This is a genomic window from Holophagaceae bacterium, assembly GCA_016720465.1.
Taxonomy (GTDB): Bacteria; Acidobacteriota; Holophagae; order Holophagales; family Holophagaceae; genus JANXPB01.
This window is the reverse complement of the sequence record JADKKO010000004.1, coordinates 790,885-804,217: the sequence shown is the minus strand read 5'-3', so window position 1 is coordinate 804,217 and position 13,333 is coordinate 790,885. Positions and strand designations below refer to the sequence as shown.

Genomic DNA, 13,333 nt, shown 5'->3' with positions numbered 1-13,333 from the left:
GTTCTTTTCTTGGCGGCCTTGGCGCCTTGGCGGTAGTCCTTAATCTTTTGGTGGCTACCATGTCCGAATCTCCTGATTCCCGCCCGCTCAATTTCATCGAAGACATCGTCGAGGCCGATCTCGCATCGGAAAAGCACGCGGGCCGCGTGCTCACGCGCTTCCCGCCGGAACCCAACGGGTACCTCCACATCGGCCATGCGAAATCCATCTGCCTGAATTTCGGATTGGCGACGCGGTACGGCGGCGCCACGAACCTGCGGTTTGACGACACGAACCCCACGAAGGAAGACGTGGAATACGTGGATTCCATCCGCGAGGATGTGGAATGGCTGGGTTTCAAGTGGGCGGGCGAGTTCTACGCTTCGGATTATTTCCAGAAGCTCTATGACTACGCCGAGTACCTGGTCCAGTCGGGCAAGGCCTATGTGTGCGATTTGTCGGAAGCAGAAATCCGCGAGTACCGGGGCAATTTCCATGTGCCGGGCAAGGACAGCCCCTACAGGACGCGTTCGGCCGCAGAGAATCTGGACCTCTTCCGCCGCATGAAGGCCGGGGAATTCGAGGACGGGGCGAAGGTGCTGCGCGCCAAGATCGATATGCAGAGCGGCAATATGAATCTGCGGGATCCGCTCATGTACCGCATCCGCCGCTCCCGCCACCACCGCACCGGCGACGCCTGGCTCATCTACCCGCTCTACGACTACGCCCATGGCGTGTCCGACGCCATCGAAGCCATCTCCCACTCCATCTGCACGCTGGAATTCGAGGACCACCGGCCGCTCTACGAGTGGTTCCTGGAGCAGGACACCGAGGGAAAGTTCTTCCAGCGGCCGCTGCCCCGCCAGATCGAATTCGCCCGGCTCAACCTGACCTACACGGTCATGAGCAAGCGCCGCCTGCTGCTGCTGGTGCAGGAAGGCCATGTGCGGCACTGGGACGATCCCCGGATGCCGACCATCTGCGGATTGCGGAGGCGCGGCTTCACACCGGCCTCGCTGCGGAACTTCGCCGAGCGGGTGGGCGTGGCCAAGCGCGACAGCCTGACGGACGTGGGCCTATTGGAATTCGCCATCCGCGAGGATCTGGAGAAGACCGCCCAGCGCCGCATGGCCGTGCTGCGGCCTCTGAAGGTGGTGCTCACCAACATGGGGGAGGATGAGGTCCATGAGCTGGAAGTGGCCAACCACCCCGATCCCGCGCATGGAACGCGGAAGCTGAAGCTCGCCCGGGAGGTGTACATCGAACGCGAGGACTTCGAGGAAGTCCCGCCCAAGAAGTGGTTCCGGATGGCCCCAGGCGCCGAGGTGCGGTTGAAGGGCGCCTGCCTGGTCCGTTGCGGGGAGGTCGTCAAGGATGCCAATGGCGATGTGGTTGAGCTGCGCTGCACCTGGGACCCGGCCTCCCTCGGCGGCGATGCGCCGGACGGACGCAAGGTGAAAGGCACGTTGCACTGGGTTTCCGCCGCCCATGCCGTCGATGCGGAAGTGCGGCTGTACGACCGGCTTTTCACGGCCGAGAATCCGATGGACGTCCCCGAAGGCGGCGACTGGCGCGACACGCTCAACCCGGAATCCCTGACGGTCTGCGCCGCCAAAGTGGAGGCCGGCCTGGGGGCCGCCGGGGCCGGCGAACGCTTCCAGTTCGAGCGCCTGGGCTATTTCTGCGTGGACGCCGACGCGAAGCCCAGCGCCCCGGTCTTCAACCGCACCGTGGCCCTGAAGGATTCCTGGGCCAAAGCGGACACCCAGGGCAAAGGATAGGGATTCCCTATCCCAGGGCCCGAAAGGGCGTCAATCCATTTGTGCTCCACGTCACTCCCTAGAGCCGCGGCCTAAGCCGTTTTTTTAAGAAAAGCCTTGTCATTTCGATGGCGCACCGGCATAAGGAGCCGTAACGAACCACCCAGAAAAGCACTGGTTGTTTCGTAACGGCTCCTAAGCCCTGCTAAGGTCTGGGAAGGGATTTTTCTCCCGCCAGCGGAAGCCTTGCATGGAATCGGTTGCCCATCTGACAGGCCTATCGGCCGTGACGATCTGGACCTTGTTGAAGGTTCTAATAGTATTCAGCGCCGTCATGGGAATCGGATCCCTTTGGACCTGGGTGGAACGCCGGGGCAGCGCCATGCTGCAGGACCGCATCGGGCCCAACCGGGCCCTGTTGTTCGGCCGTTGGCAGCTCCTCGGATTGCCCCAGCTCGTGGCGGACGGCATCAAGTTCTTCTTCAAGGAGGACCAGGTCCCGCCCCACGTGACCAAGAGCCTCTTCTGGCTCGCGCCGGTGCTGGCCTTCGTGCCGGCGCTGATCGGTTTCGCGATCATTCCCTTCGGTCGCAGTTTCACCTATCAAGGCATGCCGTACCATCTGAGCGTTCTGGAACCCGGCAACGGCATGGGCATGCTCTTTCCCCTGGCCATCGGCGCCGTGGCGGTCTACGGCATCCTGGTGGCGGCCTGGAGCAGCAACAACAAATGGGCCATCCTGGGCGGCATGCGCGCCAGCGCGCAGATGGTGAGCTACGAGATCGCCCTGGGCCTGGCGGTGCTGGCGATCTTCATGCGGGTCGGCGGCTATGATCCGTCCGAGATCATCAAGGACCAGATGGCGGGCGGCTGGTATTTCTGGCGCCAGCCTTTGGGATTCCTGGTCTTCTTCACCTGCATGTTCGCCGAGAGCAACCGGCTGCCCTTCGACTTCGCCGAAGGGGAAGCGGAGATCGTGGGCTTCCACAACGAATACGGCTCCATGAAATTCGCGCTGATCGCCCTTTCCGAATACGCCCACATGATCTCCGCCTCGGGGCTCATCACGACGCTCTACCTCGGCGGCTGGTCCGTGCCCTTCATGCCGGAAGCCCCGGTGCTGCTGACGATCCTGTCCTTCCTGGTCAAGCTGCTGTTCCTCCTGTGGGTCTTCGTGTGGGTGCGATGGACCCTGCCGCGCTTCCGGTACGACCAGCTCATGTTCCTGGGCTGGAAAGTCCTGCTGCCCCTCTCGATGGTGAACCTCATCTGGAATGCCTGGTGGATGACGCGGGGAGGGATCTAATGGGCGTCATCGTCAAGAAAGTCGAACTGTCCTGGCTGGACCGGAGCTATGTGTGGCCCATCGCCCAGGGCATGCTCATCACCTTCCGGCACTTCCTGAAGCAGATCGCGACCCCGACTTCAAAGCGCTTCACGATCCAGTATCCGGACATGAAGAAGACGCTGCCCGCCGGCTACCGCGGCCTTCACGAGCTGAAGCGGTTCGAGGACGGCGCCATCAAGTGCGTGGCCTGCTTCATGTGCCAGGAAGCCTGCCCCGCCCGCTGCATCAGCATCGAGGCCGAGGAATTCAGCGAATTGAACTTCACCCAAGGCTTCGAGGAGAAGCGCCCCGCCGCCTTCAAAATCGACATGCTGCGCTGCATCTACTGCGGCATGTGCGAAGAAGCCTGCCCCAAGGACGCGATCTGGCTGCGCAACGAGTACGAACTGGCGGCCTACGACCGGGTCAGCATGAACTTCGGCAAATGGGACCTCATCAACACCTACGCCGAGGCGGATGGCAAGGCCCGGCTGACCCAGGGCCAGGAGAGCCCGGCGACACCTTCACGCCCCGCTTCAGGCCAATCCGGCCAACCCTCCGATCCGGCATAGGAGCCGAGCATGTTCTTGTTGTTTGCTCTGATCACGATCCTTGGCGCGCTCGCCATGTTCAGGCAGAAGAATGTCATCGTGGCCGGGCTCTGCATGGTGCTCACCTTTTTCGGCGTCGCGGGGCTCTTCCTGATGCTCTCCAATCCGGTGGCCGCGGCGCTGCAGATCATCGTCTACAGCGGCGCCATCATGGTGCTGGTGCTCTTCACCATCATGCTTTTGAACTCCCACGAGGAAGAGGCGGCGGTCCAGCCGCGGCCCCTCCAACGCTGGGTCGGCGCATCCCTGATCGCGGTTCTGGGCGCTTTTGCCTTCCGTGTCGTGGCAGGATCCAGGTCCCTGGCGGAGCTCAACGACGCTGGCCGTCCTGCGGCCGGCATGGACCTGCTCCGGGTTGGCGATGAAATATTCAGGCACTACCTGCTGGGTTTTGAAATCATCGGCCTGCTGCTGCTGGCCGCCATGGTGGGCGCCGTGGCCTTGACGAAAAAGGAACTGTGATGGGCGCCTGGTTGAGCGGTTCCCTGCAGGGCTACATCCTCGTCGCGCTGCTGCTGTTCATCATCGGGCTGGCGACGGTGCTGCTGCGGCGCACGCTGCTCATGCAGTTCATGGGCATCGAGCTGATGCTCAACGCCGCCAACGTGGCGCTGCTGGCCTTCGCGCGCTTCCGCGGCGGGGATGTGACGGGCACGGTCTTCTATCTGTTCATCCTGGGCGTCGCCGCCTGCGAGGCCGCCATCGGCCTGGCGCTGGTCATCGCCCTCTTCCGCCACCGCAAAACCACCGACGCCGATCGCGCGGATTCGCTGAGGCAATGAGAACCTGATGCAGAAGATAGCCTGGCTCATCCCGATCCTTCCGCTCCTCGGCTCCGCCTTCAACGGCCTCATCGGCAAGAAGGCCGGTAAGAAGGCCGTGTCCATCGTGGGCGTGGGCACCGTGGCCGCCTCATTCCTCTTCGCGCTCTGGGTGTTCTTCGCCATGAAGGCTGCGCCGGGGCAGCGGCTGGAACTCGTCTACGGAACATGGATGGCCACCGGCTCCTTGACGGTGCCCTTCGGCCTCACCATCGACCCCCTGTCGGGGACGATGATGCTGGTGGTGACGGGCATCAGCGCGCTGATCCATCTCTATTCGGTGGGCTACATGGCCGACGAGGAAGGCTACGCGCGCTATTTCTGCTACTTGAACCTGTTCGTGTTCTTCATGCTCACGCTGGTGCTCGGCAATTCGCTGCCCCTGCTCTTCGTGGGATGGGAAGGCGTGGGCCTCTGCTCCTACCTGCTGATCGGCTACGCCTTCGAAACTGAAGTCGCGCCCGCAGCGGGATTGAAGGCCTTCCTCTTCAACCGGACCGGCGACATGGGGATGGCCATCGGCATGATGGCCCTGTTCGCGCTGTTCGGAACGCTCACCATCGGCGACATCCTGAACCAGGCCGGACACATGCACGCAGAGGCGGGATTCGGCGTGCTGACCTTCGCCACGCTCATGTTGTTCGTGGGCGCCACCGGCAAGTCCGCGCAGATTCCGCTCTACCTCTGGCTGCCGGACGCCATGGCCGGCCCGACGCCCGTTTCCGCCTTGATCCATGCGGCGACCATGGTGACCAGCGGCATCTACATGATCTGCCGGCTGGCGCCGGTGTTCGGCCTGACTCCCATCACCATGACCACCATCGCCTGGATCGGCGGCCTGACGGCGCTCCTCGCGGCCACCATCGGACTGGTCCAGCGGGACATCAAAAAGGTACTGGCATATTCCACCGTTTCACAGCTGGGCTACATGTTCCTGGGGCTCGGTTCCGCGGGGTTCGCGGCCGGCTTCTTCCATGTATTCACCCACGCTTGGTTCAAGGCCCTGCTCTTCCTTGGCGCGGGAGCCGTGATCCATGCCATGCACCACGAACAGGACCTGTTCCGCATGGGCGGGTTGAAGGAAAAACTGCCCATCACCTTCTGGACCATGCTCATCGCCACGCTGTGCATCATGGGCATCCCTGGATTTTCGGGCTTCTTCAGCAAGGATGAAATCCTCTACCTGGCCTTCCTGAAGAGCCCCGCCCTGTGGGCCATCGGACTCATTGCCGCCTGCTGCACGGCCTTCTACATGGCGCGGCTCATGGCCCTGGCTTTCCTGGGCGAGCCCCGGGATCCCCATGCCTTCGAGCACGCCCACGAAGCGCCGGCGACGATGACCTTGCCCCTGGTGGTGCTGGCGGCCGGTGCCGTGGCGGCAGGGTTCTGGGGCATCCCGAAAGTTCTGGGCGGGACCTTCGCCATCGAGCATTGGCTCGAACCTGCGCTCACCTTCGGGCGCGCGGAAGCGGAAACAGGTTCGGTCCACGAAGGTCCGGCGATGCTGCTCATGGGCATCTCCGTGGCCGCCGCCGTCGGCTTCGGATTCTTCGGCTGGTCCCTCTACAAGGACGGGACCGAAAAATCCGAACGGCTGGCCGCCAGATTCCCTGGCGCCCACACCATCCTGCTGAACAAATATTTCCTGGATGAGCTGGTGGAAGGCTACCTGCTGCGGCCCACGCGCTGGTTCGGCAACGTGCTGTGGAAGCTCTTCGACGTGATCCTCATCGACGGCATCGGCGTGAACCTGCCGGGCGCGCTGACCCGGGTAGCCGGCGATTTCACCGCGCTGCTGCAGACAGGCCGGGTCCGCAACTATGTGCTCAGCATGGGCCTCGGCGTCCTCGCGCTGCTCTATATCTTCTTAAAGTAGGCCCTGATGACCGAGTGGATGAGCAATCACCTTCTGACCTTCCTGGTTTTCGCGCCGGCGATCTGGGGGCTGCTGATCCTCTGCTTCCCGGAGAAGCAGGCGCCGCTGGCCAAGCTTCTGGCGCTCTTCGGCGCCGCCGGCCTCTTCTTCATCAGCGCCGCGCGCCTGCTGACCATGCCTCCCGAAGGCCCCCTGAACCTGGTGTTCGCGGAACACATGCCCTGGTTTTCGGTGATGGGCCTGCCGGTGGACTATTCCCTGTCCATCGACGGCCTAAACCTCTGGCTGGTGCTGCTGACCACGTTCCTGACGCCGCTCACCATGCTCGGCACCTACCGCAGCGTGACCCAGCGCTCCGGCGCGTTCATGGCGCTCGTCCTGATCCTGGAATCCGGCATGCTCGGCGCGTTCATGGCCCAGGACCTGCTGTTCTTCTACCTGTTCTGGGAAGCCATGCTGATCCCCATGTATTTCATGATCGGCGTCTGGGGCGGCGACGAGCGGAAATACGCGGCGAACAAATTCTTCCTGTACACCCTGTCGGGATCGCTGCTTTGGCTGGTGGCCCTGCTCTACCTCGCCACCAAGGCCGGGACTTTCGCGCCGGCGATCATGGCGGCAACGGCCCTGGGCTTGCCTTTCAGCGTCCAATGCACGCTCTTCCTCGCCTTCGCCCTGGCCTTCGCCATCAAGGTGCCGCTCTTCCCGCTGCACACCTGGCTGCCGGACGCCCACGTCCAGGCCCCCACCGCGGGCTCCGTGATCCTGGCGGGCGTGCTCCTGAAGCTTGGCTCCTACGGTTTCCTCCGCTTCGCCCTGCCGATGTTCCCAGGCGCCTTCCTGAATTACGCGAAACCCATCGCCATGCTTTCGGTCATCGCGATCATCTACGGCGCCCTGGTGGCCATGGTGCAGCGGGACGTCAAGAAACTCGTGGCCTACAGCTCCGTGTCCCACATGGGCTTCGTGATGCTGGGGCTCGCCTCCATGACGGTCATCGGCACCCAGGGCGCCATGCTCCAGATGCTCAACCACGGCATCAGCACCGGCGCGCTGTTCCTCCTGGTGGGGATGCTCTACGACCGCGCCCACACCCGCATGATCTCGGACTTTGGCGGCGTGGCAATCAAGATGCCCGTATTCACGACCTTCTTCTTCATCGTCACCCTCAGTTCCATCGGCCTCCCGCTCACCAACGGTTTCGTGGGCGAGTTCCTGATCCTGAACGGCACCTACATCGCCGGCTTCGCCTGGGGCCGGGTCTTCGCCAGCGTGGCGACGCTGGGCGTCCTCCTCGGCGCGGTCTACATGCTCTGGATGTTCAAGAAGGTCTTTTGGGGACCAGAGAACAAGGATGAAGACAGCGGGACCCAGCACCTCCATTCGGACCTCTCCGTGCGGGAGATCGCGGTGATGGTGCCCATCGTCCTGCTCATCTTCTGGATGGGCCTGCACCCCCGATCCTTCATCGCGATCTCCGAACGGCCCATCGCCCATCTCCTGGACGCCGCGAAGGCGCCGGAGCCCCGCGTGAAAATGCCGCCTCAGCCCGAATCCGCGCCTGTCCCGCCCAACGGGCCGGCGGCCGGCGGAGATGCCCCCATCCACCACGCCGGCGCCGGTGAAGAGGTGCATAAATGAATCTCACCTCCCAGAACTGGGCCGCGCTCATGCCCCTGCTGGTGCCCGCCGCGGCGGCCTGCCTCATCCCCATCGCCAGCCTGGACAAGGACCAGGACACGGTCAAAGCCGTCCGGGCCGCCATGTTCGGCATGGCCCTGCTCGCGCTGGGCGTGAGCTTCTTCTATTTCACGAAGGTGTGGGCCACGGGCCAGAACGTCTTTTTCTCGCACCTGAAGATGGACCGCCTGGGACAGTTCTCGGGGATCTTCGTGACGGTGGCCGCCATGATGGCGCTGCTCCAGCTCTGGGACCACCTGCATCACGAAGGCTGGCTGAAGGGCGAGACCTTGTCGTTGCTGCTGTTTTCGGCGGTGGGCATGATGCTGTTCGCCGCCACCACGAACCTGCTCATGATGTTCCTCGGCCTGGAACTCCTCAGCCTGCCGCTGTACGTGCTCACCGCCACCGTGCGGTTCCGCCAGGAATCCGTGGAAGGCGGCATGAAGTACTTCATCACCGGGGCGGTCGCCTCCTCCTGCTTCCTCATGGGCACGGTGCTGCTCTATGGCCTGACCGGAACCCTGGAGCTCGACGGCATCGGAAGCGCGGTCCAAGCCGCCGGCGCGGACCCGCTGGTCCTGGTGGGGGCAGCCCTGCTGCTCATGGGCTTCCTGTTCAAGATCAGCGCGGTGCCCTTCCACCAATGGACGCCGGATGCCTACGAAGCCTCGCCCCACCCCATCGCGGGTTTCATGTCCGTGGCCACCAAGGGCGTCGCGGTGATCGCGCTGATGCGGGCCTTCCCGGGCGGCATCGGCCTGCACACGGCGGTCGGCGAGCGCGTGGGCATGGCCCTGGCCGTGCTCGCCGCGGCGACCATGATCGTCGGCAACCTCTCCGCCCTTCCTCAATCGAACGTCAAGCGCATGTTGGCCTATTCCAGCATCAGCCATGCGGGCTACCTGCTCCTGGGCTTCGTAGCGGGAACGCCGGAAGCCTACGCGGGCGTGCTGTTCTATCTGGTCATCTACCTGGCCATGAACATGGCCGCTTTCGGCATGCTGACGGCCTACGGCCTGGTGGGCGAGCACGTCCAGTTCGAGAATCTTCGGGGCCTTGGATGGAAACGCCCGGCCCTGGGCGTGGCTGTCGCCATCACCATGCTGAGCCTGGCGGGGATCCCCCCCATGGGCGGCTTTTTCGGGAAATACTTCATCTTCAAGGAACTCGTGAAGACCGGCCATGTGGGATTGGCGGTGCTGGGCGTCACGGCCAGCCTGGTGTCCGTCTATTACTACCTGCGGGTGGTGATCGCCCTGTTCCTCGATCAGCCATCGGAATCCCAGGACCGGGCCGCTTCCGAGAAACCGGAGATCCAGTCGTTCCTTTCCGTCACCACCGTCCTGGTCTGCGCCGCCATCATCCTGGCCGGGGGCTTCTTCCAGCGATTCCTGGTGGATGGCTTCGCAGCTAAAGCCTTGAAAGAAGGCATCGAAATCCTGCGCTGAGTCCGGATTGGGCGGCTGTCGACGGATTATGTGAGAATTATTTCAGCACTTGGTAAACTTTATTGATCTTGGACCCTCGTAAGTAAAGGTAGGCTGGCCGGGGTCAGAGCTGTGAGGTGCGCATGAAGGGCAGGACTTGGATTTGGCTGGGCGGGGTGGCCATCGTGGCCGCCGGCGGAGCGATCTATCTCTTCAACAAGCCCAAGGAGGCCGTGAAATGGCGCACCGCCCAGATCCAGAGGGGCAGCCTGAAGCAGCGCATCAGCGCTTCGGGAACGCTCTCGGGGCTCATCCAGGTGACGGTGGGGTCCCAGGTGTCGGGCACCATCTCGAATCTCTACGTGGACTACAACAGCCAGGTGAAGAAGGGCCAGCCCATCGCCCAGATCGACACGACGGTGTACGCGGCGACCGTGCAGGATGCCACCGCCAATGTGAGCAAGGCCGAAACCGCCGTGGCGGATGCCCAGCGCCAATTGGCGCGTTCCAGGCGGCTGTTCGCGGACAAGCTGATCTCCCAGCAGGAACTGGACGCCGCCCAGGTGGTGGCGGACCGCGGCGCCGGGGATCTCTCCAGCGCCAAGGCCACCTTGCAGAAGGCCCAGGCGAATCTCAACTACTGCACCATCACGGCCCCGGTGGCCGGCGTGGTGGTGAGCCGGAGCATCGACATCGGCCAGACCGTGGCGGCCAGTTTCAGCACGCCCAACCTGTTCGTCATCGCCCAGGACCTCACCAAGATGAAGGTGGAAGCCAGCATCGACGAAGCCGACATCGGGCAGGTGAAGGAGGGGCAGCCGGCCCTGTTCACCGTGGACTCCTACCCGGAGACCCAATTCCACGGCCGCGTGAACCAGGTGCGGCTGGAGCCCGTCATTGTACAGAACGTCGTGAACTACAAGGTCGTGGTGCAGGTGGCCAATGACGAGTTGAAGCTCCGCCCCGGCATGACGGCGAACGTGACCATCCAGACCATGTCCAAGGAGGATGTGCTGAAGGTGCCTTCCGCCGCCCTGCGGTTCAATCCATCGGCCTTCATGCCAGCCGATGATGCCGCCGCGGCCAGATCCAAGGGACCCGGGGGCGCGAATGCCCAAGGCGGAAAATCCGGCCCGAGGGGCCAGGCTGACATGGCTCCCCGGGGCCAGGTCGCCCGGCGCGACGACCGCATCTGGATCCTCGGCGCCGACGGGAAGCCGAAAGCCCTCACCGTGAAGGCGGGGATCACGGATGGCCAGGCCACGGAAATCAGCGGCGAGGGCATCAGCGAAGGGATGCAGGTGCTGGTCGGCGTGGAGGACACCAAGCGTGTCAATGCAGGCGCCACTGCGCCTTTGGGCGGGCCACGGATGCGTTAAGTCAGGCAGGGGTACAGGACCATGAGCATCATCGAGCTTCTCAAGCTGGCTTTCTTCGCCATCACCCGCAACAAGATGCGGGCCTTCCTGACCATGCTCGGCATCATCATCGGCGTGGGCGCGGTCATCGCCATGATCGGCATCGGCGAAGGTTCCAAGCGGGCCTCGGAAAACATCATCCGCAGCATGGGTACCAATCTCATCATGATCTTCCCGGGCTCCAGCTCCAAGACCGGCGGGCCGGTGGGCATGGGCGGCATGGACACCACGCTTTCAGACGAGGACGCCACGGCCATCGAGCGGGAGCTCTCCAGCAGCGTGTCGGCGGCCACGCCCTACGTGCGCGCCTCGAAACCCGCCGTGTACGGCAACAACAATTGGCTGGTGGGAACCGTGGCCGGCGCGGACCCCGACTACCTCCAGATCAAGAGCTGGAATCTGGACAAGGGCCGCTACTTCAACGACCAGGAAGTGCGCAGCCAGGCCAAGGTGGCCGTGATCGGCAAAACCGTCCAGGACAACCTGTTCCCCGGCGGTGAAGACCCCATCGGCCGGACCATCCGCCTGGGCAACATGCCATTCGAAATCATCGGCATCCTCGAACGCAAGGGCGGCGGCCCCATGGGCGACCAGGACGACACCATCCACGCGCCCTACACCACCGTGATGCGGAAGCTCCAGGGCCGCACCAGGATCCAGTTCATCATCGCCTCGGCCCTCCGGGAAGACGCGGTGGACCTGGCGGATTCCGAGATCACGGCCCTCCTGCGGCAGCGCCACAAGCTCCTGCCGGGGACTGACAACGACTTCACCATCCGCAAACAGAACGACTGGCTCCAGGCCTCCGCGGCCCAGAGCGGCGTCATCACCATGCTGCTGGCGGTGGCCGCGGGCATCTCGCTCATCGTGGGCGGCATCGGCATCTCGAACATCATGCTGGTGAGCGTCACCGAGCGCACCCGGGAAATCGGCGTGCGCAGGGCCCTGGGCGCCACGCAGCGCAGCGTCATGCTGCAGTTCCTGGTGGAAGCCATCGTGCTGGCGGCCCTCGGCGGCATCATCGGCGTCGGCCTTGCGGTGGGCGCGATCTGGGTGATGAAACTTCAGAATATTCCCGCCGTGGTCCAGAATTCCGCCATCGCGCTGGGCTTGGTCTTCAGCGCCGTGGTGGGCATCACCGCGGGTTTCCTCCCGGCCCTGAAGGCCGCCAAGCTGGATGTGATCGACGCCCTGCGGTATGAATGAGCCCGAACTCGAGAGGGATGCCTACGCCGCCCTCCGGCACGTCGAATTCCGCTGGTTCATGGTCGGCACCCTGGTGCTCTCCATGGCCATGCAGATGCAGTCCGTGGTCATGGGCTGGCAGGTCTATGAGATCACCCGGGATCCCCTGTCCCTGGGTTTCGTGGGGCTGGCCGAAGCGCTGCCCTTCCTGGCCACCACGCTCATCGGGGGCCACGCGGCCGATCTGCGGGACCGCCGGCGCCTTTGCCTGATCTCGGAATTGGCCCTGCTGGGCGGCGCCACAGTCCTGCTGCTCCTGAACCTTCATGGCGCCCCCATCCAGGTCTGGCCCTTCTACGCCGTGCAGGTGCTGGCGGGTTTGGGCCGGGCCTTCTACCGGCCCGCGGCCCAGGCCCTGGCGGCGGAACTGGTGCCCAGGGAGATCTATGCCAACGCGGCCGCCTGGCGCTCTTCGGTGTTCCATGCGGCCATGGTGCTGGGCCCGGCGCTGGGCGGCCTGGTCTACGGATTCGGGAGCGCGAAATCGGCCTATTCGGTGGAGGCGGCGCTGCTCGTGTCGGGGCTGCTCGCGACCTTTGCCCTGGCGCCCCGGCCGAGGCCCGCCCAGCAGGTCGCACAAGGCCCCGGGTTCTTCGACGGCGTTCGCTTCGTGTTCAACCAGAAGCTCGTGCTTGGCGCCCTGTCCTTGGACCTGTTCGCGGTGCTCTTCGGGGGCGCGCCCGCCCTGCTCCCCATTTTCGCCGACCAGATCCTGAAGGTCGGCCCCCAGGGGCTGGGGATCCTGCGCGCCGCGCCGGCGGTGGGCTCCGTGGCCATGTCCTTCGCCCTGGCCCATCTGCCGGAGTTGAAGCGCGCCGGCCGCACCCTGCTGGTCTGCGTGGCGGCCTTCGGCCTCTGCTGGATCGCCTTCGCTTTCTCGAAGGCCTTCTGGCTTTCCCTCGCGCTGCTGGCGCTCAGCGGCGCCTTGGACAATGTGAGCGTCGTCATCCGCTCCACCCTGGTGCAGACCCTCACGCCGCCGCACCTCATGGGCCGGGTTTCGGCGGTGAATGCCTTTTTCATCGGCAGCAGCAACGAACTGGGGGCCTTCGAGAGCGGCCTGGCCGCCAAGCTGCTGGGTCTGGTGCCCTCGGTCGTGGCGGGCGGCATGATGACCGTCGCCGTGGTGGGCGCGATGACCTGGCGGATGCCGGAGCTGCGCCGGCTGAAACGGCTCGGCTGAGGG

11 protein-coding genes are annotated in these 13,333 nt (G+C 64.4%); all 11 read left to right on the top strand.

Features of this window, described 5'->3' with window-relative positions; genetic code table 11:
- Positions 1-59: 59 nt before the first annotated feature.
- Positions 60-1,760 (top strand): glutamine--tRNA ligase/YqeY domain fusion protein, encoded by a 1,701-nt coding sequence (locus tag IPQ13_10875; GenBank protein ID MBL0211396.1) that lies wholly within the window; start codon positions 60-62, stop codon positions 1,758-1,760.
- A 229-nt stretch (positions 1,761-1,989) separates the two neighbouring features.
- A complete protein-coding gene (gene nuoH / locus IPQ13_10870) occupies positions 1,990-3,045 on the top strand; it encodes an NADH-quinone oxidoreductase subunit NuoH (GenBank protein ID MBL0211395.1) in 1,056 nt (351 codons plus the stop codon).
- Positions 3,045-3,638, top strand: coding sequence for an NADH-quinone oxidoreductase subunit I (locus IPQ13_10865; GenBank protein MBL0211394.1), 594 nt, complete (start codon positions 3,045-3,047; stop codon positions 3,636-3,638). The genes nuoH and IPQ13_10865 overlap by 1 nt, the downstream gene beginning before the upstream one ends.
- 9 nt (positions 3,639-3,647) lie before the next feature.
- Positions 3,648-4,139 carry an NADH-quinone oxidoreductase subunit J gene (locus tag IPQ13_10860; protein MBL0211393.1) on the top strand — a complete coding sequence of 164 codons (492 nt, stop codon included), beginning with the start codon at positions 3,648-3,650 and terminating at the stop codon, positions 4,137-4,139.
- Positions 4,139-4,459 carry an NADH-quinone oxidoreductase subunit NuoK gene (nuoK, locus tag IPQ13_10855; GenBank protein ID MBL0211392.1) on the top strand — a complete coding sequence of 107 codons (321 nt, stop codon included), beginning with the start codon at positions 4,139-4,141 and terminating at the stop codon, positions 4,457-4,459. The genes IPQ13_10860 and nuoK overlap by 1 nt, the downstream gene beginning before the upstream one ends.
- Before the next feature lie 7 nt (positions 4,460-4,466).
- Positions 4,467-6,374, top strand: coding sequence for an NADH-quinone oxidoreductase subunit L (gene nuoL / locus IPQ13_10850; GenBank protein MBL0211391.1), 1,908 nt, complete (start codon positions 4,467-4,469; stop codon positions 6,372-6,374).
- 3 nt (positions 6,375-6,377) lie between these two features.
- Complete coding sequence (locus tag IPQ13_10845) at positions 6,378-8,015, top strand: NADH-quinone oxidoreductase subunit M (protein ID MBL0211390.1); 1,638 nt, start codon at positions 6,378-6,380, stop codon at positions 8,013-8,015.
- Positions 8,012-9,505, top strand: a complete 1,494-nt coding sequence (locus tag IPQ13_10840; protein ID MBL0211389.1) for an NADH-quinone oxidoreductase subunit N — start codon at positions 8,012-8,014, stop codon at positions 9,503-9,505. Before IPQ13_10845 ends, IPQ13_10840 begins: the two co-directional genes overlap by 4 nt.
- A gap of 122 nt (positions 9,506-9,627) precedes the next feature.
- Positions 9,628-10,863: an efflux RND transporter periplasmic adaptor subunit gene (locus tag IPQ13_10835; protein ID MBL0211388.1), complete on the top strand. Its 1,236-nt coding sequence runs from the start codon at positions 9,628-9,630 to the stop codon at positions 10,861-10,863.
- A gap of 21 nt (positions 10,864-10,884) precedes the next feature.
- Positions 10,885-12,108 (top strand): ABC transporter permease, encoded by a 1,224-nt coding sequence (locus tag IPQ13_10830; protein ID MBL0211387.1) that lies wholly within the window; start codon positions 10,885-10,887, stop codon positions 12,106-12,108.
- Positions 12,101-13,330: an MFS transporter gene (locus tag IPQ13_10825; protein ID MBL0211386.1), complete on the top strand. Its 1,230-nt coding sequence runs from the start codon at positions 12,101-12,103 to the stop codon at positions 13,328-13,330. Before IPQ13_10830 ends, IPQ13_10825 begins: the two co-directional genes overlap by 8 nt.
- The last annotated feature ends 3 nt before the right edge of the window (positions 13,331-13,333 follow it).

Coding starts and splice junctions, on each gene's coding strand:
- nuoH (MBL0211395.1), top strand. CDS start 1,990: ATGGAATCGGTTGCCCATCTGACAGGCCTATCGGCCGTGACGATCTGG.
- IPQ13_10830 (MBL0211387.1), top strand. CDS start 10,885: ATGAGCATCATCGAGCTTCTCAAGCTGGCTTTCTTCGCCATCACCCGC.
- IPQ13_10865 (MBL0211394.1), top strand. CDS start 3,045: ATGGGCGTCATCGTCAAGAAAGTCGAACTGTCCTGGCTGGACCGGAGC.
- nuoL (MBL0211391.1), top strand. CDS start 4,467: ATGCAGAAGATAGCCTGGCTCATCCCGATCCTTCCGCTCCTCGGCTCC.
- IPQ13_10860 (MBL0211393.1), top strand. CDS start 3,648: ATGTTCTTGTTGTTTGCTCTGATCACGATCCTTGGCGCGCTCGCCATG.
- nuoK (MBL0211392.1), top strand. CDS start 4,139: ATGGGCGCCTGGTTGAGCGGTTCCCTGCAGGGCTACATCCTCGTCGCG.
- IPQ13_10835 (MBL0211388.1), top strand. CDS start 9,628: ATGAAGGGCAGGACTTGGATTTGGCTGGGCGGGGTGGCCATCGTGGCC.
- IPQ13_10875 (MBL0211396.1), top strand. CDS start 60: ATGTCCGAATCTCCTGATTCCCGCCCGCTCAATTTCATCGAAGACATC.
- IPQ13_10825 (MBL0211386.1), top strand. CDS start 12,101: ATGAATGAGCCCGAACTCGAGAGGGATGCCTACGCCGCCCTCCGGCAC.
- IPQ13_10840 (MBL0211389.1), top strand. CDS start 8,012: ATGAATCTCACCTCCCAGAACTGGGCCGCGCTCATGCCCCTGCTGGTG.